This window comes from Fictibacillus sp. Mic-4, from assembly GCF_049843615.1.
Classification (GTDB): Bacteria; Bacillota; Bacilli; order Bacillales; family Fictibacillaceae; genus Fictibacillus_A; species Fictibacillus_A gelatini.
Map to the genome: position 1 here is coordinate 82,444 of NZ_JBBHZM010000006.1, position 22,411 is coordinate 104,854.

The window sequence follows — 22,411 nt, forward strand, 5'->3', positions numbered from 1 at the left end:
TGAGGACTCCATTTTTGTCCTATAGGGCCTTTCTTTTGGACACTTTTCTGCCAGTGGATTCCATTTTTGTCCTATAGAGACTTTCTATTGGACACTTTTTGGCTCATGGACTCCATTTTTGTCTTATAGAGTCTTTCTTTTGGACATTTTTTAGCCCATGGACTCCATTTTTGTCTTATAGAGCCTTTCTTTTGGACACTTTTCGGCTCGGGAACTCCAATTTTGTCCTATAGACGTCCATTTCGCCCGGGGGAGCATAGACATCATTTGTCTTCTTCTACTTTCAACTCTTCGGATAATGCTCAAGTGACCCTTGCAACACTTTCCAAAAAAGTCATTGACACCTTGCATAGTTGATGGTAATATTTCTCTTCTCGACTCAAAAATGTTAGGAGGGGAAGCGGTTGATTACTGTAGAGAGTTTAAGCAAATCCTTCAAAGTTGCGAGACGTTCTACCGGCTTACGGCAAGCGATGAAAGCGCTCTTTTACCGCGAGCATACGATTATTGAAGCATTGAAAGACATCTCTTTTACCATTGGTCCAGGGGAAATCGTAGGATATATCGGCCCGAATGGCGCGGGCAAGTCGACAACCATTAAGGTGATGAGCGGCATATTGGTTCCCGATCGGGGATCGTGCACCATTATGGGATACACTCCGTGGAAAGACCGTGTTTCCTATGTGAAACATATCGGCGTCGTCTTCGGCCAGCGTTCCCAGTTGTGGTGGGACGTGCCGGTTATCGATTCATTTGAACTTCTTCGCGATATTTATAACGTTCCGGACCATGAATATAAAAAGACATTGGATCTCCTCATTGAAACACTCGATTTGCAACATCTGATCCATTCTCCCGTACGGCAATTAAGCCTTGGCCAGAGGATGCGTTGTGAAATTGCTGCCTCTCTCCTTCATAACCCGAAACTATTATTTTTGGATGAACCGACTATCGGGCTTGATGCCGTTTCTAAAATTGCCGTACGTCAATTTATTAAAACGATCAATAAAGAAAAAGGCGTCACCATCATTCTGACGACACACGACATGTTTGATATCGAAGCATTGGCCGATAGGGTCATTTTAATCGGCAAAGGAAGCCTGTTGTACGATGGGAAACTGGAAGCGTTGCGAAAGCGGTTTGCAACCCATAAAACGATAACAGCCGATTATCGCGAAAACCGAAACCAATTTCATATCCCGGGCAGCTCGTTTCTTTCATGGTCGCCAGAAAGAGCGGTCCTCAGCGTCGATACAGAGCAAGTAATGATCTCTGAAGTGATTAACCAGCTGTCCCTTCACGTTGACCTTATCGATGTCTCGATCGAGTCGCCGCCGATTGAAGAAATGATCGTTCAGCTCTATAAGGAGTACCAACTATGAATGCGTATTATTCTGTGTTGAAGCTCCGTTTGCTTACTGGCATGCAGTATCGCGCAGCGGCTCTCGCGGGGGTAGCGACGCAATTTTTCTGGGGATTTATGTATCTCCTTATCTTTCAAGCTTTTTACCAACAAGCCTTATATAACCCGCCCATATCTTTAAACGAATTAGTCTCATACATCTGGCTTCAGCAAGCGTTTCTCGCTTTCATCATGCTCTGGTTTCGGGATGACGAGCTATTTAACCTCATCACAACCGGGAATATCGCCTATGAGCTTTGCAGGCCATGCGGGATTTATGGTTTTTGGTATGCCAAGCTTCTTGCCCAGCGGCTATCGAGCGCTTTTCTCCGCTGTTTCCCGATTCTTATTGTCGCCTTTTTGTTGCCGGAACCTTATCGAATGAAATGGCCGCCATCGTTTACGGCCTTCCTTTTATTTCTTACGGCGTTGATGTTAGGATTGCTTCTTTTAGTCGCCATCTCGATGTTTATTTACATTTCTGTTTTCATGACGATGTCGCCTGTCGGATCTTTGCTCATGTTCGGGGTGATTGGAGAATTTTTCGCAGGGTTGGTCATTCCGATCCCTCTTATGCCCTCGTGGCTGCAAAAGGTGACAAACTTGCTTCCGTTTCGCTATACTGCTGATTTTCCGTTCCGGGTTTACTCGGGCCATATTCCACAGAATGAAGCGCTTGTCGGCCTATTCATACAGCTTATCTGGCTTATTGTTCTCGTTTGGCTGGGCCGAATGGCTCTAAATAAAGCTTTAAGAAGAGTCGTCGTACAAGGAGGTTGAATGAACCTGAGACTTTATTTCAAATATCTTCTCATTCTTTTCAAATCGCAAATGCAGTACCGGGCATCGTTTTGGCTGCTCACGATCGGCCAGTTCTTTATACCGTTCTCCATGTTTGCAGGACTCTATTTCCTGTTTGAACGGTTTGGGCAAATTAAAGGATGGGATTTTTTCGAAGTGGCGCTCTGTTTTGCCGTCATTCATATGGCATTTGCCATTAGCGAATGCTTTGCCCGTGGATTTGATGCTTTCTCTTCTCTTGTGGCAGGCGGCGATTTTGACCGATTGCTCGTACGCCCTAGAAGCACTATCATTCAAGTGCTCGGCTCAAAGTTCGAGTTTACGAGATTCGGAAGGATGCTCCAGAGTGTGATCGTACTCGTCTGGTCATTACGCCATCTTTCCATCGATTGGAGTGTAATGAAAGCGATCACTCTTATTTTAATGATTGTAAGCGGCGTTTTTATTTTTACAGGAATCTTTATGCTTGCCGCCACGATGTGCTTTTGGACGATCCAGGGACTGGAAGTGGCCAACATTTTTACGGATGGAGGCAGGGAGATGGCGCAATATCCGCTCTCGATATATCCGAAATGGGTAACCCGCTTCTTTACATTTGTCATCCCTTTTGGATCCGTCAATTATTTGCCTCTGCTCTACATTCTCGGTAAAAGCGGCGGAAACGCCTTCCTTTATATGCTTGCGCCGATAGCCGGGATCGCCTTTATTCTGCCCTGTTTCTTAATCTGGCAAATCGGCGTCAGACACTACCGCTCGACGGGCTCCTGAACACCCCTGAGGATATAAAAAAGGTTGATCCAACATGATTTGAATCAACCTTTTCTTTCTTTTAAAATCCTTTTGCACTGTTCTGAACAGCCGTTTCTTCTATTTTACAAAAGAAAAAATGGCAACTTAAGTAGCTTCTTTATTCAAAAAATGCTTCAGGATATTCGACAACACCCGAGACATGATCAAGCGTATTTTCTCTCAATTCCAATGCCATAAATGCCTCGTCCGGCACTTCAAAAGGGGCTTTAATCCCCCATGAGGATGCTTTTTTGAAACCAAATTTCGGATAATATCCCGGATGCCCCAGTACAACAACGGAACAGTAGCCAAGCTCTTTTGCTTTTTGTAATGCTTCCGCAATTAAACGTTTGCCGATGCCTTTATGCTGGTGCTCCGGCAGAACGGAAACAGGAGCAAGGGCGAGCGATTCTACCGGGTGATGGCCGTTCACAATTTTTATTTTTGATAAAAGAATGTGGCCAATGATTTTTTCGCCTAAAATCGCAACTAATGACAACTCAGGAACAAATGCATCCGATTTCCGGAGCCGGGACACTAATTCATGTTCTTTTTTGTCGCTAAACTCCATATTAGCAAATGCATTCTTCACGACAGCTTCCGTCATTTTATAATCTTCGGGCACCTCTTGCCTGATGGTAATGTCCATTTTTAAACTTCTCCCTTCTCGTCCAGTTAACCATAAAGATTGTTTTCAGCCAATAGGAAACACCTCTTCCCATCCCAGCTCCTTGAGTGCTTTTAAAAAAACATAGCCATGTTCCGCTCCGATAGTGACTAATATTCTCTTTCCTTCGTTTTCTTCTATCACCTTTCTAATATTCTCGATCATTTTTTTATTCCGCTCATCCCAAACGATCTGTTGGACTTCGGGGTTAACTTTCCTCAGCCATTCTTGTTTCTCTTCAATCAGTTGATTGAGCTGATATGAGTTGAACGGTATGGGATCACGTTTCGCCTTTTCAAATATCTCTTCATATCTATTCATTAATTCGGAAGACAATCGTTCTTGTTCTTCCTTCGAATATGGAGCAAAATGGTCCAATTTGACATGTTCATCTAAGAAATCATCGATCGGCCAAAATGGGATGCCGTATTCTTCACATAAAGGGATGATCGTTTGCCTATATTCACTCGGACCTAAATACCCTGAATATGTTTTATTCTTTTGGTATTCGTTCCAGTCTTCTGGCCGCACTTCCCCACAAATGATTTCAGGCTTAAATTCCAAAATTTTTTCCCGCATTAGACTCAATGGATAATTGGCCCATGATCTTGTTTCATCCGTATGCAGTGTTCCCAATAAGCCGACTAATGTCATGATCCACCTCATAAAATGATTTTTTGTAAATTTAACGTTCGACCTCTCTTCGGACATTCCCTCCTTTCTTTTTAGAGAAAATTCAATAGTTCCATTTACCTATAAAAGACTTTTGCGAACCGGTTCAATAGTTGCTTGAAGGTATTTTTCGATAATGTTATTATCCTACTAATCGATTTTTTGGAACAACGTTGCTCATTATGAAACAATCGTACAAAGAAAGGGGACTCAATCAAGTGAAAAAACTAATTTTAGTGCTTTTATTGCTTCTATTGATTCTAGGATTCCAGCTACAATTTGGTTTAACTGAAGCCGCAAACAAGGAAAGCGAAAATCAATGTAAAGTCATAAAACGTAACTCCGGGCTTGAAGTCAACCTGGCCATGATCTTCAGGGGAAAAGGGAGAGAAAAATGAACAGAAACGGCCTTTTTATGTAGATTGCTAGTGCCCTTTCAGCTAAGAAAGTTCTTATTTTCAAGAATCAATTTTCGCCTGTAAAAAAATAAAAGTAAAAAACAGGATCAAATTTCTCTAGTGTGGTGCTATTTTCATGGCATTTGGACAATAAACAGTGGATTTCCGACAATAAATCTATTCCATCGGACAATAAATGGCCTGTGTCGGACAATAAAATGAGTGGTTTTTTCGCTTATTGTCCAAAAGTAAGATGTTATTGTCTAAACCGGATGACTTATTGTCTAAATAAGAGCACTTATTGTCCGAGAACGAAATCATTTTAAATGATGTAACGATTCGTGATCGATTTTCCTCATTTCACAGATCTAACGAGGTGTTCTTAAAATATGAATGTTCGATTACTGAAATTCAAACTATTTTTCTAGAAGAGGCACTGGCAACTTGTAGTAACCGCCCGCGCTTCTACACCAGCAACGACACAGCCACCAGAAAAAAAAGACAGAGGCAAAAAAGAAATTGGTCATATGAAGAAAACCGCTGCCCCAATAAATGGTCAAGCTTAGATTCCACATTTTCGAAATGCGCAAATGGCATAGAGCAATCTCCAATTAACATCGAACTTTCAAAAAGTGAAGCTGGATCAAACAATGGAAAAACTAAAAACCAACTATAAACCCGCGACGTTTACAATAATAAATAATGGGCATACGGTTCAAGCCAATGATGCAACCGGCAGCAATTTTATAATAATTGAAAGCGAAAAATATAAACGAATGCAAATGCACTTCCACAAACCGGGCGAAAACCAACTTAATGGACAGTCCTTTGACATGGAAGGGCATCTTGTTCACAAAAATAGTAAAGGAAACCTTGCCGTACCAGGGTTCTGGAAAAGAAAACAAGGAGCTGGTTGAAATCTGGTCGAAACTCCCGGCGAAAAAAACGAAAGAGGATATAAAGCTTGAAGCACCTGTTAACCCGGCGAATCTATTGCCAAAAGAAAAAAATCGTTCCACTATAACGGTTCTCTAACCACTCCCCCTGTTCAGAAGGGGTGAAATGAATCGTTTTACAGCAGCCAATAGAATGTCTAAAGACCAACTTGATGCATTCGGCTCCATCTTTCCGGATAACCACCGGCCTGTCCAACCACTAAATAAACGGGAAGTTTTAACAAATTAATTGACTTAATGAAGAAACTGAAACTAACAAACAATACCAGAAAATCTTTGAATCCCATAGTCGCATGGCGGTTGAATTGCCTGATTTATTCAAGAACCTGGAACCTGAAAATTAAAGGGCAATTACTGAATTTATTGATGGGGTCATCTGGTTTATCGATAAAAGCGCTGCTTTTAGTTTACTAATTTATTTTCATTTTTTTATATTGTTCTAGCAAAAGCGATTGATTCGAGTACCCTTTTATTTGGAGCCTTTGTTTAATTACCATCTATAATTGTTTTGTATTCTTTATGCCAAAATAAAATAATTTTTTTTAATTCTTCCGTTTCAATTAAACATTCATCGATAAATTCATCTAAAGCATAATTGTCTATTACACAAGTATAATCTTTTTTAATCTTTATTAATTCTTGTCTTTATATTCCCTTACGATCATTCCATTGGCGAGGATGTGGTAATCACCGTCATATTCCGCATATTCATCAATGACATGAACCGTTTCAATTTTTTGGTCCTGTAGCGTTTCAAATTCTTCATTCGTTACGTTTTTATTTTGCAATTGTGCGATGTACGATGCTGCGATTAATTGCTCGTCTGCATCCGGGCGTCTAATCGTATTTTCATATGGATTTGTCTTCTGGGCAAGGTCGCCTATCAAGTCATTATACGTATCGTACGATGTGATTTGTTTTACCGAGTAATTTGAAACATTCACTTCGCCGTTTTTGATTGCCGAGCTGATCTGGTTGATGTAGTTTGCCATCAGGGCGAGGTCTTGTTCTACCGTTTCCAATGCGGCGGTTTGCGCTTGATCAAAAGCGTAAAGCTGTTCGATCGTCGTTTTCGCATGTCGTTTCGCTCGCCAGATGTTTTCCACCACTTCTGTTTCATCAAGGAAAGGAAGATCAACAATATCCCGGACTTGAGCACTAGTAAACACTTTCACGTTATCCATTTTTTATCGCCACGAGCTTTGTCAATCTTTTAGTTTGTCAGCCATTCCGCATCATAACTATCCCTTTCAATGTAAATATCAACTCGCCAATTTATCTTTATTATTTTCACAAACTAAGTATTAATACGATACCTCTTGATGGTATAACCATCATAAGTTTTTCAAAAGTATTGTCTTTAAAAATAAAGTTCTAAAAATAAAAAACCTTGAAAGGCATTTGACCAATCAAGGTTTTATTGAAACATGACTAACAATTAAAATATGCTTTTAAGAAATCAAAAAACGATGACCAAGTTTCCTTTAACTTTCCTTTTAACAGCAGTTCATCTCCACCCTCAAAATTAACTATATAAACTTTATCCGTTACAGTATCCAGCACTAATACAGCATTTGCTGACATTTCGCTTAAAACCAGATACTCGTTCGGAAAACCATGTTCTTTTCTAGAAATGAGTGTGTATGATTCAATATTATTTTCTTCATTTGCTATATCTAGTAATTCAAAGGGTACATTCTCTTCCCAAAAAGGCCCTTCATAATGGTTATAAAATTCTTGAAAAGTATCTGATGCGTTTACACCTAGCCTTCTTAAAGCATCCTGTACTAGTTTGCTATCCTCGCGTTTATATATTTCTTCTCCAAGAATTTCATCTAGTCTCTCAGGCAAAATACTCATATTATTTTCCTCCTAAAGCTTCTTCTCCTCGTATTTTCCAATAATTGATAGAGTCTACTTTTTGAAATGCTCCTCTAGTTGTCTCATCCATTGGATAAAATGGGTTCAACTTTCCTCTATAAGGATGTAGCGGAGCTTTCTTAGCATTACTGATATTATGGTACCTAGTTGAAGCTTCATATAATGGTCCAACACCTTTTTGTTGTGAATGATGCAATGTTGCAACACTACCTGCGTCATCAAGGATTGGAGCAAGTCCGTATTTTGCAGATGCTTCAGCATTTGTTAACCCTCGCCCTTTTTTAGCACCTTTTGTTCGAACCATATCCCAATTAATATCCCCTCTTTGATATACTTTATAAGTAAATCCTGTTCCATCTTTACCTGCATTATATACTACACTCCGAGTAAAATATTTATTATTCTTATAGTCCTTTAGATGTTGATAAGTTTCTTTACCCGTACCTCCAGTATACTCCTTTCATCACTTTCTTTTCGATACCCGTAATCGCCTTTTTCCCCAGTTTTGTTACTCCTTTTTTTACAAGAGTTGCAGGGAAAGCAGCATACTCCGCCCATTCTAAAGGAGTGCCTTCATATAGTGAATCAAGAAAACGAACGTCTCCTTCTGGCTCTACTATCGGTATTTCATCAACTATTTTATACCTTATGTTGAAATTTTCATCTTGATATTCCCGTACGATTGTCCCATCGGCGTAAATGTGGTACTCACCATCATATTCACTATTTTCGACAGCGACGTGGATGGTTTTCATCCGCTTATTCTCAAGCGATTCAACTTCTTCTTTTGTCAATGTTTTACTTTGCGCGATGTACGAAGCCGCGATTAATTGTTCGTCCGCATTCGGGCGTCTAATCGTATTTTCATATGGATTTGTCTTCTGGGCAAGGTCGCCTATCAAGTCATTATACGTATCGTACGATGTGATTTGTTTTACCGAGTAATTTGAAACATTCACTTCGCCGTTTTTATTTGCCGAGCCGATCTGGTTGATGTAGTTTGCCATCAGGACGAGGTCTTGTTCTACCGTTTCCAGCGCGGCGGTTTGCGCTTTATCAAAGGCGTGAAGCTGTTCAATCGTCGTTTTCGCATGCCGTTTTGCTCGCCAGATGTTTTCCACCACTTCTGTTTCATCAAGGAAAGGAAGATCAACAATATCCCGGACTTCTTTCATCACCTTTTTCGCTTCATCGAGGATGCCGATGGTTGTTGTCTCTATTTTATTAAGTCCGGCCCTTACATCGTGGTCCAAAAAACTTTCGCTAATAAAGCCGTTTGGATCAGGCTCAAAATTTTTCAGCTGGTTTTTCATCGATTGCAGAACGGCTTTATAATCTTCAATGAACGATTCAAAATAAAGCAAAAACGACAGATGGCATTCCTGGTAGAATGAACGGATCGCCTGTCCCGCTTTTCCTTTAAGAGCGTCTTCGAGAGAAATAATTCCTTTCACCGCATCCTTTGTTTGTTTAATCTGTTCACTTGTTTATTGAAAAAAACCTTGAAAGGCTTATAGCCAATCAAGGTCAACTTTTTTCTCTATACAAATGATTTAGTTATTCAATATCATCATATGCATCACCTAGGGAGATAAAATCACTTCTTAGCCAATACCAATATTGCCCTTTATTTTTTATAAGTCGTTCAAGTAAATCAGTAAACGAAGTAGCTATAATCTGGGACTCACCTACAAGCCCATGTCGGTCAAAAAAACTATCGTAGCATTTACCTAGTCTATCTTCATTGAGGTCAATCGTTAAATATTCATCCGTTCCATCATTACAAATAATATACCAGTTAGATGAAATATCTTCTTCACATAATTCTCCTACAATTATTGGATTTGCCAATACAAATTTATCAGGAGATACAATATAAATTGGATATTCCTCATTTTCAAATAGAACTAATCCCCCACAAAGACTATAAAACTCTTTTAAATCATTAGGTAAAATATGCTTTTCTTCATCAATAATGGGTAATCCAGAAGGCTCAAAGATACGACAATGTGGTAAGGTGTTTATTTGTGTAAGCAACTGCTTTATCTTTTCCATTAGCTTCACTCCCGATAATTATATTTATTAAAAGAATTATAATATTCTTGTCTGGCTAATTTGGGAACATTTGCAGCATCAAACATTCTTTCTGTAAGTTCTTGTATCTCCCTTGGAGAGACTGATTGCCAATCAATTTTGCCCCCAACCTTCTTACCTGTTTTTTCATATAACCATTCTCTATAAACAGCTTTTGTAGCAGCATGTTGTTCTTTTGTAAGTGCTACTGTTGGGGTGTTCCCACCTCTACTTACATAGTTTGGAACATTATGTTTAGCCCATACATCCATAACACCATGATGATTTTCTAAAGGTGAATTACTAGGTCTATATGGTACTACGTCATTAGGTTTAACAGTTTTATCTATACCCTTAGTATACTCCTTCACCACTTTCTTTTCGATACCCGTAATCGCCTTTTTCCCGAGTTTGGTGACGCCTTTTTTTATAAGTCCTCCGGGGACGGCATACTCGGCGATTTCTAATGGAGTGCCTTCAAATGGGGAATCTAATTCTCGGACGCCTCCCGCCCGGTTTTTTGGTACTTTATCGACAATTTGATATTGTTTATTAAAATTCTTGTCTTTATATTCCCTTACGATCATTCCATTGGCGAGGATGTGGTAATCACCGTCATATTCCGCATATTCGTCAATGACATGAACCGTTTCGATTTTTTGGTCCTGTAGCGTTTCAAATTCTTCATTCGTTACGTTTTTATTTTGCAATTGTGCGATGTACGAAGCCGCGATTAATTGTTCGTCCGCATTCGGGCGTCTAATCGTATTTTCATATGGATTTGTCTTTTGGGCAAGGTCGCCTATCAAGTCATTATACGTTTCGTACGATGTGATTTGTTTTACCGAGTAATTTGAAACATTCACTTCGCCGCTTTTGATTGCCGAGCTGATCTGGTTGATGTAGTTTTCCATCAGGGCGAGGTCTTGTTCTACCGTTTCCAATGCGGCGGTTTGCGCTTTATCAAAGGCATGAAGCTGTTCAATTGTATGATTGCTGTATCGTTTCGCTTGTCTGATGCTTTCAACCAAATGAGTTTCATCTAGATCGGGCAGATCTATAATATCCCGGACTTTTTTCATCGCTTCGTTCGCTTCACTGATGATCCCGATGGTTGTTGTTTCTATTTTATGAAGTCCGGCCCTTACATCGTGGTCCAAAAAACTTTCGCTAATAAAGCCGTTTGGATCAGGCTCAAAATTTTTCAGCTGGTTTTTCATCGATTGCAGAACGGCTTTATAATCTTCAATGAACGATTCAAAATAAAGCAAAAACGAAAGGTGGCATTCCTGATAGAACGAACGGATCGCCTGCCCTGCTTTTCCTTTAAGGGCGTTTTCGAGAGAAATAATGCCTTTTACCGCATTCTTTATCTGTTGAATCTGTCTGCTTAACGACTCCAAATATTTCTCGGTGTCACTGATCGATTGGTTCAACGCCCGGGCATCCAATACCTTCATGAAGTCACTCCTTCTTTGGCCGGTGTCTACAAATTGATTATCCGGCTATCTCATTAATCCTTTTTCCTATTATAGGAAAATGCATTTTAATAGTGAATAGATTGAGAGAAAAACAGGTCTATATACCTATTTATTCAAGCGGAAGTTGATAATATGCACAACCTATATTTTTGGAAGTAATTTTACATTCCTTGTAGTATAATTGGTCATATGGTAACAGTTTTTTATTTGATCAAAATGAGGTGCATCAATGATTACAGGTGAATTGAAGAACAAAGTAGATAAAGTGTGGGAAACATTCTGGACGGGCGGTATTACAAACCCGCTTACCGTTATTGAACAATTTACCTATCTTCTTTATATAAAAACGCTTGATGAGAATGAAAAGAAAAAAGAAGCCGATGCGGAACTTTTAGGCTTGCCTTTTGATGGGATTTTTCCGAAGGATCAACCCGAGTTACGCTGGTCCATTTTTTCGAATATGGGCCCGGATGAAATGTATAAAGTCGTGTCAGAACAAGTTTTTCCCTTTATTAAAGGGTTAGGCGGGAAACAGTCGACCTATGCCAAATTTATGAAGGATGCGATCTTTGTCATTCCGACGCCTTCATTACTTGCTAGAGTCGTCGCCGGCATTAACGGGCTATTCGCGGCAAGTCATTCGGATGGGAAAAAAGATACGCTTGGCGACCTTTATGAATATTTATTATCGAAGCTTTCCACCGCCGGAACGAACGGTCAGTTTCGAACCCCCCGCCACATTATCGATATGATGGTTCGGTTAATGAAGCCAACGCCAGAGGATATCATTGTTGACCCGGCTGCAGGATCGGCAGGTTTTCTTGTCGCTTCAGGTGAATATTTAAAAGAATCGCATCACGATATGTTTTTCATCCAGGGCTTGAAGGAGCATTTCAACCAGAACATGTTCCACGGATTTGAAATGGACGGAACGATGCTTAGAATTGGCGCGATGAACATGATGCTTCACGGTGTCGATAACCCGAATATCACTTATCGTGACAGCCTGTCCGAACAAAATAAAGATACTGAACAATACACACTTGTTCTCGCTAATCCGCCGTTTAAAGGATCTTTGGATTACGAATCCGTGTCTGATGATTTATTAAAAGTGACGAAAACAAAGAAAACGGAACTACTATTCTTAGCACTTTTCCTTCGGTTACTCAAAAAAGGCGGACGCTGCGCTTCCATCGTTCCGGACGGTGTTTTATTCGGTAGCTCCAATGCACATAAGTCGATTCGAAAAGAAATTGTGGACAATCATAAACTCGAAGCGATCATATCCATGCCATCGGGCGTATTTAAACCATATGCCGGAGTTTCAACGGCCATCATGATCTTTACAAAAACAGGCGCAGGCGGCACAGACAACGTCTGGTTCTACGATATGAAAGCAGACGGCTACTCATTGGACGACAAACGAAACCCGGTTGAAGCCAACGACATCCCGGATATTTTAACGAGATTTAGCAATCTGGACGCCGAAAAAGAACGAAAGCGGACCGAACAATCCTTCTTCGTACCGGTCGAGGAAATTCGCGAAAATGGATATGACCTGTCGATTAATAAGTACAAAGAAATTGAGTATGAGGAAGTGGAGTACGAGAAGCCGGAAGAAATTATAGCAGAAATAAAAAGCATAGAGGAACAAATTATTATAGGGATCAAGGAGTTGGAGGAATTAATAAATGGAAAGTAAGGTCACAATTAGTGAAATAGCTCAAATTAGTTCCGGAAGTACAGCCCCTAAGGATCAATATTTTTCTGATGAAGGCATACCATTTATACGAGCCGGTCATTTAGAAAAACTGATAAATGGGTTCCCGTTAAATAATCTACCCAAAATAAGTAAGTCCATTGCAAATGGCCTAAAGTTAAAGAAAGTCGATAAGGGAAGTATTTTATTTGCTAAAAGTGGTATGAGTTCAACGAAAAACAGAGTTTATCAATGTAGTGAAGAAACATATATAGTAAATCATTTAGCTTCTATTACACCTGATAGCACAAAGGTTGAACCGGAATATTTAAAATACTTTCTACAGTGGTTTAACCCTAGCCGGCTAATTATTGATGAATCTTATCCCAGCATAAGATTATCGGATATAGCTAATATCCAATTAAAACTTTCAAATATAGAGACACAAAGAAAAATAGTAAGCTTATTAAATAAAGCCCAAAAGCTAATTTTTTTAAGAAAGAACCAAATAGCGGCATTATCCTCCCTCACGCAAAGTGTGTTTTTGGAGATGTTTGGGGATCCGGTTATAAATAGAAGAAAATGGGTTGTTAGACCACTCGAGGATTTTTTAAAGAAAATTGATAGTGGTTGGAGTCCTAAGAGTGAGTCATTTCCTGCTAAAGAAGGAGAAAAAGGGGTTCTAAAATTAAGTGCTGTAACAAAAGGAGTATATCTCCCTACAGAAAATAAAGCACTTTATGTAGACACACCATTTAAAGAACAATACGAAGTTAAAAAGGGGGATCTTCTTATTACCAGGAAAAACACAAAGGAGTTAGTAGGAGCCTGTGCGTATGTTTTTAATACACCTACTAATCTTATGATACCGGATACAATTTTTAGATTAGTATTTAAATCTGTTCAATATCAGATTCATCCTATTTTCCTTTGGAGGTTATTGAATAATAACAGTTTTAGACATAAGGTAACTGGATTGGCTGAGGGTAGTGCAGGATCAATGCCCAATATTTCGAAGAAAAATCTATTGAAATTACGAGTAATTGTACCGCCAATAGAATTACAAGAACAGTTTTCAAAAAAAGTTATAAAAATCGAGGAACAAAAAGATTTACTAAATAAAGGATTATTAATTCTCGAAAATAACTTCAATTCCCTTATGCACCGCGCCTTCAAAGGCGAACTATTCAACGATTAGCCTTATTGTCTATAAAACTACTTCATCAGGGGGGATCGATTTGTTCAGCAACTTTGAGTTCTTGCAGGAAAAAGCTCAATTTTATAGTTTTGCAAATGCTTGTCTGGAGGCGGAGAGAAGCCTTCAGGTGAGCCCCGCTACGTGTGCGATTTTGACGCGGAGGGCGCTTGAGCTTGCGGTGAAATGGCTGTATGCGTCAGACAGCGAATTGAAGGTGCCATATCAGGACAATTTATCAAGCTTGATTCACGAACGGACGTTTTTGTCGATTATTGATGAAGACTTGTTTCCTTTATTGAAATACATTATTAAGCTGGGAAATGTCGCCGTTCATACCAATTCGGTCATCACAAGAGACGAAGCGGTGCTCGCGTTACATAACCTTCACCAATTCATCGACTGGCTTGACTATTGTTACTCCGAAAATTATTCCGAATCCGAATTCAAGGAAGAGGTTCTTCTGACCGGAGAAGAACCTCGAAAACGGCCGGAAGAATATAAAGAGTTATACGAAAAGCTTAGTTCGAAAGATCGTAAATTAGAAGATTTAATGCGGGAAAATGAACAGCTCCGGAAACAATTAACGGAAAAACGGAAAGAAAATACGCAAGAGTATGACTTCCAGGTTGACGAGCTTTCCGAATTCAATACGCGAAAAATTTATATTGATATCGAATTGAAATTGGCAGGTTGGGAATTTGGCAGAGACGTTCTTGAAGAATATGAAGTGACTGGCATGCCGAATCATCAGGCAATAGGTTTTGTCGATTATGTGCTACTCGGGGACAACGGCAAGCCGGTCGCCGTCGTCGAGGCGAAGAAAACATCGTATGACGCCAATAAAGGAAAACACCAGGCCAAACTATATGCCGATTGTATTGAACAAATGCACGGACAGCGGCCGATCATTTTCTATACGAACGGATTTGATATTCGTCTCTGGGACGACCAGAGCTACCCGGAACGAAAAGTGTCGGGCTTTTATACAAAAGCCGACCTCGAGCGTCTCATTGACCGCCGGATGATCAAACGGCCACTCGTTGATATTGAAATTAATGATGATATTTCGAATCGGTACTATCAAAAAGAAGCCATTTTATCAGTGTGTGAAGCTCTTCAAGGGAAGCAACGAAAAGCGCTGCTCGTCATGGCAACTGGAAGCGGGAAAACGAGGACGGCCATTTCTCTCGTTGATGTGCTCGTACGCCACAATTGGGTGAAAAATGTATTGTTTCTAGCGGATCGAAAGGCGCTCGTTCTTCAGGCAAAGAAAAATTTCAATAACCTTCTTCCGAGCATGACACTATGCAATTTGCTAGATAATAAGGATAACCCGGAACTAGCGCGCATGGTCTTTTCGACCTATCCGACGATGATGAACGCCATTGATGACACGAAGCGGAAAGACGGCAACAGGTTATTTACCGTCGGGCATTTTGATTTAATTATTGTCGACGAAAGCCATCGGAGTATTTATAAAAAATACCGGGCCATCTTTGACTATTTTGATGGAATATTACTAGGATTAACGGCAACGCCAAAAGATGACATCGATAAAAATACGTATGATGTCTTCGGTCTAGAAACCGGCGCTCCAACTTACGCATATGAGCTGGAACAAGCCGTTAAAGATAAATTTTTGGTTGATTATCGGACGATTGAATCGACTTCCAAAATTTTAGATGATGGACTTCGTTACGATGAATTGTCCGATGAAGAAAAAGAGCATTATGAAGATACATTTGATGAAGAAGAAGGCGAAATCATCAGCAATTCGGCCGTCAACCAATGGCTGTTTAACGACAGCACGATAGACCATGTGTTAAATGACCTGATGGAAAAAGGAATCAAAGTCGAAGGCGGCGATAAACTGGGAAAAACGATTATTTTTGCTAACAATTCAAAGCATGCCAAGCGAATTGTCGAGCGGTTTAATCATATGTATCCGCAATATAACGGGAAATTCGCAAGCCAAATTGACTATAACGTTGATTATGTCCAAAATCTTATCGATGATTTTTCAACAAAGACGAAATATCCGCAAATTGCCGTATCGGTCGATATGTTAGATACAGGTGTCGATATCCCTGAAGTCGTGAACCTTGTATTTTTCAAAAAAGTCCGTTCGAAGTCAAAGTTCTGGCAAATGATCGGACGCGGCACCCGTCTTTGCCCGAATCTTTTCGGAATTGGCGAAGATAAAACGTATTTTCTTATCTTTGATTACTTACGAAACTTCGAGTTTTTCCGCCAGAATGAGAAAGGAATAGAAGGAAGAGTCTCCATTGGGTTAACCGAACGAATTTTTAATTTAAAAGTGGATATCATTAAAGAACTTCAAGCGATTCATTTTCAAGAAGAACCGTATATTCGCCATCGGAATGAATTAATTGATAGTGTGTATGAAGAGATAAACCAGCTTAATGATGAAAACTTCCAGGTAAGAATGCATTTACAATATGTCCATAAATATAAAAACCGGGCGAACTGGCAGGCACTAAACGTTACAAATGTCAGTGAAATTCAAGAACATATTTCCCCATTAATTCTTTCAATTGCCGATGATGAACTTGCCAAACGCTTTGACAGTCTCATGTATACAATTGAACTGGCTAAACTGACAGCAAAAAATGCAACAAGACCCATCAACAGTGTCGTCCGGACAGCGGAAGAGTTATGTAAGCTAAGTACGATACCGGCGGTTGACGCCCATCGGGAAATCTTGTTAAAGGTGCAATCCGAAACATTCTGGGAAGAGGCAGACCTTTTTGAGCTTGAAGAAGTGCGCCAGGCCATTCGCGATCTTGTGAAGTTCTTAGAAAAGGAAAGCCAAAAGGATTACTATACGAACTTTAAAGATAATTTTACAATTATTAGTGAAGATGGCACTCCTTTTTATGCTTCAAATGATCTGCATAATTACCGGAAAAAAGTGAATCAATACCTAAAAGAACACCAGGATCAACTCGCGATTTATAAGCTTCGCCACAATAAGCCGTTAACGAAGCAGGATGTTGAAACACTTGAGAGAATCTTGTGGAACGAGTTAGGGACGGAAGAAGAGTATAAAAAAGAATTCGGCGACACGCCGGTCACAAAGCTGGTCAGACAAATTGTAGGATTGGATATTCATGCGGCCAACGAAGCATTTTCGGAGTTTCTTAACGAAGAAAAACTGAACGTTCACCAGCTTCGTTTCGTTAAGCTCATCATTGATTATGTGGTCAAAAACGGAACGCTTGAAAAAAAAGTATTGCAAGAAGACCCGTTCCGTTCGCTTGGTAGTGTAACGGATCTATTTCGAGACAACATCGACCACGCCCGCGGGATCATCCGGGTCATCGACAGGATTAACCGGAATTCGGAGGAAGTGGAAGGAGCTTAAAATATAAGGGAGAATTCATTCCTGAGTTCTCCCTTACTATCAATGCCGGAAACTATAAGAGGCTGGAATTATGTTGAAAAGAAAATTTGTAGTGGCTGTCATGATTTTCGTACTTTCAAGTTTAGTGATTTCTTTCCTTTGTCCTTTGGAAACTTTTTTAGGGGAAAAGAGCTCTTTTCTTTCTAATCTATTAATAGTGTCCATTTATACAGGCCCTGGGATCTTTTTGTACGGTTTTCCCGTATCCATCGCCATAGAATGGATGACAAAAAGCTGGGGTGATGCAAGGTTTTTCTTTGCATTTTTGTTCCATCTGATTTTTGGGATCGTTCCTTTTTTTATCCTGTGGTCCTTTACTCTATTTTCTATCATCATTTCCGTATGCTATTTTCTCTTAGACGAATTTTTCAAATATAAAACAGGGCTCGCAGAATTAACTTAGGGGTTACCACTATCTTCATTTAAAAAGGCCATTTTCCTTAAGTATGGAAAATGGCCTTTCGAATCATTCAAGGTTAGTCGGCTTCTGGCCAATCCCAGCCTAGCTGCAGGAAGAGTCCGAGACGGTCGCTGACTGCGCGAATCTGACTAATTTTATAATTCTCCACCACTTTTTTATTGCTTGAAAGCTTCGACTCTTCCATTTTTCAACCACCTTTACGCTGTTTAATATTTAAGGGAGACTTCCGTTCTGAACTCTCCCTTTAAAACTATCTCTCAACCAACTCAAGCTTTTCTCCATCCGGTCCTTCAAAGAAGGCGATTTTTACCGTACCGTTTAAAATGCTGCGCGGCGATTCGTCAACCAATTTCACGCCGAAACTTGCCAACCTCTCTAGCTCGGCTTCGATATTGTCTACGGAAAAAGCAAGATGATTCACTCTGCCTTCTTGTTCGCCAACTCCTCTTCCGCCAATTAATTCCACTTCAACAGCGTCTTCCCCTGGAAACGCCAAAAAGGCAAGTTCCACCTCATCATTTAAAGCCTCTCTCAGGCGTAGCTTAAGACCTAACACGTTTTGATAGAAATCAAGCGACCGGTCCATGTCACTTACCATAATGCCGGTATGTTCCAACTTTTTAATCATATTCATTCACACTCCGTCCTATACATTCAAATCAAGCATGGCATGGTTCTCAAGAAGTAGCTACTATCTTGTTGTTTCTTTATTTTAACCTCATAGAAAAGTAAACTTCCAATAATAAAACCATTATTTCTGTGGCTGTCAGTATTCAATAATATTAAAATTTAGCTATGATTGGCTGCGGAATAGTACTGACGGCGACGTTCTTTTCTTTTCAAATGTGCCATCAATATCGAGCCGGATGCCCCCATTAGTGAAACCACGAGCCACGGAAACCCGGCCCAGCCATCTAACCCGAATAGGATCGGGCCGAAAAAACTACCGGCGGACGCTCCAATGCCAAATGACATTTTCGATAGCCCGAAATATGCTCCCGATGGCTTTCCCCTGCTGTAAATGGACACCTTAATATCGGATGCGGGAAGAACTAACGTTTCTCCGACGGTAAATACAATGACACAAAACAACAGCCACCATTTGCCCGGAATGATCCAACTGAACAAAAGGCCGATTGCCATTATAATCATCCCCTTTATGATGAGCGCGGTCGATTCATATGCCTCGAACAAGCGCCTGACGAGGAACATGATGAGCAATCCGGATATAAAGTAAACGCCCAAAATTGGGCGTTTATTTGTCATGCTCATTTTTTGGTTTTCGTCCAGACGTTTCATCATTTAACAGTTATTTTTAGCAATCCCGGATCTTAATTTATACTTTCAGACCGGAAATTCAACCAACATTAGCTTTCCTGCGGTCCTTGATTCTTTGCCGCCATCTCTAAAATTTCCATCCCCTTCTTCACCGTCAGCGTTTGATAAATGTAGTTTTTAACAAACTCCCTGGCATCGGGGTCACCGCCAGCCACGACCTCTTTTGCCGCAGCCTTTGCATCATATGTTGTCCGTCGGAACTCGTAGCCTCCGGGGTATAGCAAAAGCCAGTAAGCGCCTGGGAGATCGGCGAAAGGCATTCCCACACTGCCGGCATTAAGAATGTGCACTCCCCCCACTTGCAACTTGAATTGAAGATGAGTGTGCCCGCAGACAACAAGCTGTTGATCCACATGATTGAAGATGGCGGCAAGCCGTTCCTTTGATGTCAATAGGGTAAAAATCTCCATGTCGCTTGTTGGCGTGGCATGACAGAATAAGATCTCTCCCCACCCTTCCGTATGAACGATCGCTTGTTCCGGCAATCGGGCAAGGAAATCCCGCTCGGACCGCATTAACTGATCAGCGACCCAGCGCTGCTTATTGAGCCCTTTTTCTGATAAATAAGGAATGGACTTTCCGTCAAAGGCCATGACCGCCTCCCGGTCCCCATTGCCGCGAATGAAGCGGGCTCTGTTCCCCAGTACAGAAAGCCGTTTCAATGTTTCCGATGGCATGGGACCCGAAACGATATCGCCCCCGATGACGATCATGTCTGGCTGCACTTCTTCGAGCTCCTCCAGCACTGCGTTCAATGCCGGCAAATTCCCATGAATATCGTAAAGCGCTGCAATTTTCATCTTCAAAACCCCCACAGAATTTGATTGCCCCTGCTACTGAAAATCCAAACTATTTTTAACATACGCGTGAAGGGCTTAGCCCAACGGTAAGAGCTTATTTGCCTCGCATGTAATATAGATGTTATGTACCGTCTTTTCGTTTTTCTTCTTTTTTATACTCGTCAAAAGAATCCGTCCCGAGTAACCAGCCTTCCACCCGGGCAGTGTGATTCCCTCTTTGAATATATAGCCTTCCAGCAAAGAGAACGAAACGGATGCCGTTTAAACCCTTCTATTTCAGCAGCCCGCCCGGCACCCCCTGCGGCTTCACGCAATCGGTCGATCTGAAAGTCTTTGCTTTCCCAAGACCGACCAATAAAACATTCAGTTCATCCCCCCTGCCGAAAAACCACGTTAGCGCCCCTCTTTTGGACATATGGGGGCGCCTGTTCATTTCCTCAAGCGGCTCGCTTTCTTCAAAGATCGGATAAATGGCTACATCCAATTGACGGAATTGCTTTTACAGCAGTAAACTTCACTCCAGCCACTCCCCTAACCTTGCAAAATTTGCTTAACCTCTTTCACTTTCTCTGCATCTACGGGCTCCAATGCATGTTGCTTAAAACGGACGCCTGTACCGAAATGAACCTCTTTCACACGGGTCGTTTCGATGAATCCTTTTAAAGCCGGAATCGTCAATCCGCTCCCCGCCATAATCGACAGATGCGTTTGTTCCGTCTTTTGCACGAGCTTGATCATTTGCTCTTGTGCATCAAGAACGCTTTTTTTGCCTCCCGATGTTAAAATTCGTTTAATTTGCTTAAAGCGAAGCAGTTCTTCCAGCGCCTTTTCCTGATCAGCTGCTTCATCAAACGCCCGGTGGAAAGTGACATCCAACCCTTCAGCTGCATCGAGCAGCCGTTTAAGCGTTTCAACATCAATTTGCCGCTCCTCTGTCAAACAACCGATAACGACCCCAGCCGCGCCAATTTGCTTGACGATTTGAATGTCTTTCTCCATCGTTCGAATATCATCCTCGTTGTACATAAAGGACTGGCTATGAGGGCGGACCATGACGTTCACCGGGATGGCGACAGCCTGGACGGCTTCTTCGATCAGCCCGTAGCTCGGCGTCAATCCGCCTTCCAATATCCCGGTAATCAACTCAATCCGATCCGCACCGCCTTTTTCTGCTATTTTCGCATCGCCCGCCGTTGTCGCAATTACTTCCAATACCATGTTTCATCACCTTTTATCTGTTCAATTTCAATTCGAAATCAAGCGTTTTTGTAATGTGAAAATCGCTTTTTTCGAACCGACCACTTTTTTATTATCGTTGATAATGTCAATTCCCGCTAATCTCCGTAATTGCGTAATATTTTGTTGCCTTATATGTTTGCGCCTTTTCTTTTGCACGTTCCTCATTCAAATCACAAATCGCATCAATTTCCGCCCGACTGTTTTTTCATACGATTGCAAGTACATGTCCGATATCGAACCCGCTCCGACTACGCCAATTTTTAATTTCGCCATTCCCCTTCCTCCTTTGATTTTACACTTCTTCTAAAAATCGGCGGGCATTGTCCATGCCGATTCGCGAACCTTTTTTGCAATCTTCCATTCCTTCAAATTCAATTGAAACATAGCCTTCATAACCCGACTCCTTAATGATTTTCAGGATTTTGCGGATCGGGATGTCTCCATGTCCGACGATGGCTCCCCTTAAATAATTGCCAGCTGTCGTTTGAAACCAGCCTTCACCCGGATTTTCGTGTGATGGGCGAAGATAGAAATCTTTCAAGTGGATCATTGAAGCAAAAGGAAGATTTTTCTTGACGGCAGATACCGGATCTTCATCTACGCACATGAAATTTCCGATGTCCATTGTCGTCTTAAAGTTCGGACGGTCAACCAGCTGAATTAGACGCTGTACCCGGTCGCTCGCCTGTATGAAAAATCCGTGGTTTTCAACACTTGTCGTAATGCCAAATTGCGCGGCATAATCCGCAATTTCCCGGCACGCCGAAACGAGGCGCGGCAAATCTTCCTCAAACTGTTTGATCGATGTTTCATTTATTTGGCGCCAGGCGACGTCATGGCGCATGAGCTTGACACCGAGTCGGTTCGCAATTTCCACTTCCTTCTTCACCCGCTCGATTTCAGCCTCGTACGACTTGTCATCATCTGAAATGAAATTCGCCCCGATGGCATAGTTGGATATGTCGATTCCGGCTTCTTCCGCCTTTTGAACGATCGTCTCTACTAAACGAGGGTTTTCGTCAAAATTAAATCCGAGCGGGACGATTTCAATGTGCTCGCCGCCATGATCACGAGTCCACTGGATCGCTTCAACAATGGTCATTTCCCCCGACTTCAACGCAGAAAATAGGCTGTATGAACTTAACCCGATTTTCATAAATTCCTCCAAAAGA

At 41.1% G+C, this 22,411-nt stretch carries 23 protein-coding genes and 2 pseudogenes; 9 read left to right on the forward strand and 16 right to left on the reverse strand.

Annotation, left to right across the window (positions count from 1 at the left end):
* The first annotated feature begins 404 nt into the window (after positions 1-404).
* Genes WD019_RS06830 through WD019_RS06840 form a run of 3 tightly spaced genes read left to right on the forward strand, consistent with a single transcriptional unit; the run spans position 405 to position 2,971 of the window.
* Complete coding sequence (locus tag WD019_RS06830; RefSeq protein ID WP_425711016.1) at positions 405-1,382, forward strand: ABC transporter ATP-binding protein; 978 nt, start codon at positions 405-407, stop codon at positions 1,380-1,382.
* A complete protein-coding gene (locus WD019_RS06835) occupies positions 1,379-2,182 on the forward strand; it encodes an ABC transporter permease (protein ID WP_425711017.1) in 804 nt (267 codons plus the stop codon). The genes WD019_RS06830 and WD019_RS06835 overlap by 4 nt, the downstream gene beginning before the upstream one ends.
* 6 nt (positions 2,183-2,188) lie before the next feature.
* Positions 2,189-2,971, forward strand: coding sequence for an ABC transporter permease (locus WD019_RS06840; protein ID WP_425711049.1), 783 nt, complete (start codon positions 2,189-2,191; stop codon positions 2,969-2,971).
* 139 nt (positions 2,972-3,110) lie between these two features.
* Here the strand turns inward: WD019_RS06840 and WD019_RS06845 are convergent, their stop codons facing one another.
* On the reverse strand, positions 3,111-3,641 hold the full coding sequence (locus WD019_RS06845) for a GNAT family N-acetyltransferase (protein WP_425711018.1): 531 nt from the start codon (positions 3,639-3,641) through the stop codon (positions 3,111-3,113).
* Between the two features lie 45 nt (positions 3,642-3,686).
* Complete coding sequence (locus WD019_RS06850; RefSeq protein ID WP_425711019.1) at positions 3,687-4,370, reverse strand: hypothetical protein; 684 nt, start codon at positions 4,368-4,370, stop codon at positions 3,687-3,689.
* Between the two features lie 179 nt (positions 4,371-4,549).
* On the opposite strand from WD019_RS06850, the gene WD019_RS06855 reads away from it, so the two are divergent.
* The 3 genes from WD019_RS06855 to WD019_RS06865 all read left to right on the forward strand — a co-directional run bounded on the left by WD019_RS06855 (position 4,550) and on the right by WD019_RS06865 (position 5,914).
* Positions 4,550-4,729: a hypothetical protein gene (locus WD019_RS06855; protein WP_425711020.1), complete on the forward strand. Its 180-nt coding sequence runs from the start codon at positions 4,550-4,552 to the stop codon at positions 4,727-4,729.
* Between the two features lie 632 nt (positions 4,730-5,361).
* A complete protein-coding gene (locus WD019_RS06860; RefSeq protein WP_425711021.1) occupies positions 5,362-5,646 on the forward strand; it encodes a carbonic anhydrase family protein in 285 nt (94 codons plus the stop codon).
* A gap of 145 nt (positions 5,647-5,791) precedes the next feature.
* Positions 5,792-5,914, forward strand: coding sequence for a hypothetical protein (locus WD019_RS06865; RefSeq protein ID WP_425711022.1), 123 nt, complete (start codon positions 5,792-5,794; stop codon positions 5,912-5,914).
* Between the two features lie 403 nt (positions 5,915-6,317).
* On the opposite strand, the gene WD019_RS06870 is transcribed toward WD019_RS06865, so the two are convergent.
* From WD019_RS06870 to WD019_RS06900, 7 genes and pseudogenes are all read right to left on the reverse strand, one after another.
* A complete protein-coding gene (locus WD019_RS06870) occupies positions 6,318-6,869 on the reverse strand; it encodes a T7SS effector LXG polymorphic toxin (protein ID WP_425711023.1) in 552 nt (183 codons plus the stop codon).
* Positions 6,870-7,116: 247 nt separating this feature from the next.
* On the reverse strand, positions 7,117-7,545 hold the full coding sequence (locus WD019_RS06875; RefSeq protein ID WP_026679504.1) for an SMI1/KNR4 family protein: 429 nt from the start codon (positions 7,543-7,545) through the stop codon (positions 7,117-7,119).
* A 1-nt stretch (position 7,546) separates the two neighbouring features.
* Positions 7,547-7,870, reverse strand: coding sequence for an HNH/ENDO VII family nuclease (locus tag WD019_RS06880; RefSeq protein ID WP_425711024.1), 324 nt, complete (start codon positions 7,868-7,870; stop codon positions 7,547-7,549).
* A gap of 130 nt (positions 7,871-8,000) precedes the next feature.
* Positions 8,001-9,041, reverse strand: a complete 1,041-nt coding sequence (locus WD019_RS06885; RefSeq protein WP_425711050.1) for a T7SS effector LXG polymorphic toxin — start codon at positions 9,039-9,041, stop codon at positions 8,001-8,003.
* Between the two features lie 82 nt (positions 9,042-9,123).
* On the reverse strand, positions 9,124-9,621 hold the full coding sequence (locus tag WD019_RS06890) for an SMI1/KNR4 family protein (RefSeq protein ID WP_026679505.1): 498 nt from the start codon (positions 9,619-9,621) through the stop codon (positions 9,124-9,126).
* 5 nt (positions 9,622-9,626) lie between these two features.
* Positions 9,627-9,995, reverse strand: a pseudogene (locus WD019_RS06895) (sugar-binding protein); the annotation flags it as partial.
* 516 nt (positions 9,996-10,511) lie between these two features.
* Positions 10,512-11,099 (reverse strand): annotated as a pseudogene (locus WD019_RS06900) (T7SS effector LXG polymorphic toxin); the annotation flags it as partial.
* Positions 11,100-11,349: 250 nt separating this feature from the next.
* Here WD019_RS06900 and WD019_RS06905 point away from each other — a divergent pair.
* Genes WD019_RS06905 through WD019_RS06915 form a run of 3 tightly spaced genes read left to right on the forward strand, consistent with a single transcriptional unit; the run spans position 11,350 to position 17,402 of the window.
* A complete protein-coding gene (locus tag WD019_RS06905; protein ID WP_425711025.1) occupies positions 11,350-12,822 on the forward strand; it encodes a type I restriction-modification system subunit M in 1,473 nt (490 codons plus the stop codon).
* Positions 12,812-14,017, forward strand: coding sequence for a restriction endonuclease subunit S (locus WD019_RS06910; protein WP_425711026.1), 1,206 nt, complete (start codon positions 12,812-12,814; stop codon positions 14,015-14,017). The genes WD019_RS06905 and WD019_RS06910 overlap by 11 nt, the downstream gene beginning before the upstream one ends.
* 40 nt (positions 14,018-14,057) lie before the next feature.
* Complete coding sequence (locus tag WD019_RS06915) at positions 14,058-17,402, forward strand: DEAD/DEAH box helicase family protein (RefSeq protein ID WP_425711027.1); 3,345 nt, start codon at positions 14,058-14,060, stop codon at positions 17,400-17,402.
* A 515-nt stretch (positions 17,403-17,917) separates the two neighbouring features.
* On the opposite strand, the gene WD019_RS06920 is transcribed toward WD019_RS06915, so the two are convergent.
* The 7 genes from WD019_RS06920 to WD019_RS06950 form a co-directional block, all read right to left on the reverse strand.
* Complete coding sequence (locus tag WD019_RS06920; RefSeq protein WP_425711028.1) at positions 17,918-18,046, reverse strand: hypothetical protein; 129 nt, start codon at positions 18,044-18,046, stop codon at positions 17,918-17,920.
* Between the two features lie 66 nt (positions 18,047-18,112).
* Positions 18,113-18,496, reverse strand: a complete 384-nt coding sequence (locus tag WD019_RS06925) for a VOC family protein (protein WP_425711029.1) — start codon at positions 18,494-18,496, stop codon at positions 18,113-18,115.
* Positions 18,497-18,651: 155 nt separating this feature from the next.
* Positions 18,652-19,134, reverse strand: a complete 483-nt coding sequence (locus tag WD019_RS06930) for an MFS transporter (protein ID WP_425711030.1) — start codon at positions 19,132-19,134, stop codon at positions 18,652-18,654.
* Positions 19,135-19,229: 95 nt separating this feature from the next.
* Positions 19,230-20,000 (reverse strand): metallophosphoesterase family protein, encoded by a 771-nt coding sequence (locus tag WD019_RS06935; RefSeq protein WP_425711031.1) that lies wholly within the window; start codon positions 19,998-20,000, stop codon positions 19,230-19,232.
* Between the two features lie 271 nt (positions 20,001-20,271).
* On the reverse strand, positions 20,272-20,484 hold the full coding sequence (locus WD019_RS06940; protein WP_425711032.1) for a hypothetical protein: 213 nt from the start codon (positions 20,482-20,484) through the stop codon (positions 20,272-20,274).
* A gap of 47 nt (positions 20,485-20,531) precedes the next feature.
* The gene (locus WD019_RS06945; protein WP_425711033.1) at positions 20,532-21,218 is read right to left on the reverse strand and encodes a copper homeostasis protein CutC; all 687 of its coding nucleotides are present in this window, start codon (positions 21,216-21,218) and stop codon (positions 20,532-20,534) included.
* Positions 21,219-21,531: 313 nt separating this feature from the next.
* A complete protein-coding gene (locus WD019_RS06950; protein ID WP_425711034.1) occupies positions 21,532-22,395 on the reverse strand; it encodes a sugar phosphate isomerase/epimerase family protein in 864 nt (287 codons plus the stop codon).
* Positions 22,396-22,411 lie beyond the last annotated feature (16 nt).

What these genes read in the sequence shown, in the direction of transcription:
- WD019_RS06835 (WP_425711017.1), top strand. Translation starts at nt 1,379, where the DNA reads ATGAATGCGTATTATTCTGTGTTGAAGCTCCGTTTGCTTACTGGCATG.
- WD019_RS06845 (WP_425711018.1), bottom strand. Translation starts at nt 3,641, where the DNA reads ATGGACATTACCATCAGGCAAGAGGTGCCCGAAGATTATAAAATGACG.
- WD019_RS06850 (WP_425711019.1), bottom strand. Translation starts at nt 4,370, where the DNA reads ATGTCCGAAGAGAGGTCGAACGTTAAATTTACAAAAAATCATTTTATG.
- WD019_RS06865 (WP_425711022.1), top strand. Translation starts at nt 5,792, where the DNA reads ATGAATCGTTTTACAGCAGCCAATAGAATGTCTAAAGACCAACTTGAT.
- WD019_RS06870 (WP_425711023.1), bottom strand. Translation starts at nt 6,869, where the DNA reads ATGGATAACGTGAAAGTGTTTACTAGTGCTCAAGTCCGGGATATTGTT.
- WD019_RS06875 (WP_026679504.1), bottom strand. Translation starts at nt 7,545, where the DNA reads ATGAGTATTTTGCCTGAGAGACTAGATGAAATTCTTGGAGAAGAAATA.
- WD019_RS06880 (WP_425711024.1), bottom strand. Translation starts at nt 7,870, where the DNA reads ATGGTTCGAACAAAAGGTGCTAAAAAAGGGCGAGGGTTAACAAATGCT.
- WD019_RS06890 (WP_026679505.1), bottom strand. Translation starts at nt 9,621, where the DNA reads ATGGAAAAGATAAAGCAGTTGCTTACACAAATAAACACCTTACCACAT.
- WD019_RS06905 (WP_425711025.1), top strand. Translation starts at nt 11,350, where the DNA reads ATGATTACAGGTGAATTGAAGAACAAAGTAGATAAAGTGTGGGAAACA.
- WD019_RS06910 (WP_425711026.1), top strand. Translation starts at nt 12,812, where the DNA reads ATGGAAAGTAAGGTCACAATTAGTGAAATAGCTCAAATTAGTTCCGGA.
- WD019_RS06920 (WP_425711028.1), bottom strand. Translation starts at nt 18,046, where the DNA reads ATGGAAGAGTCGAAGCTTTCAAGCAATAAAAAAGTGGTGGAGAATTAT.
- WD019_RS06925 (WP_425711029.1), bottom strand. Translation starts at nt 18,496, where the DNA reads ATGAATATGATTAAAAAGTTGGAACATACCGGCATTATGGTAAGTGAC.
- WD019_RS06930 (WP_425711030.1), bottom strand. Translation starts at nt 19,134, where the DNA reads ATGAGCATGACAAATAAACGCCCAATTTTGGGCGTTTACTTTATATCC.
- WD019_RS06935 (WP_425711031.1), bottom strand. Translation starts at nt 20,000, where the DNA reads ATGAAAATTGCAGCGCTTTACGATATTCATGGGAATTTGCCGGCATTG.
- WD019_RS06945 (WP_425711033.1), bottom strand. Translation starts at nt 21,218, where the DNA reads ATGGTATTGGAAGTAATTGCGACAACGGCGGGCGATGCGAAAATAGCA.
- WD019_RS06950 (WP_425711034.1), bottom strand. Translation starts at nt 22,395, where the DNA reads ATGAAAATCGGGTTAAGTTCATACAGCCTATTTTCTGCGTTGAAGTCG.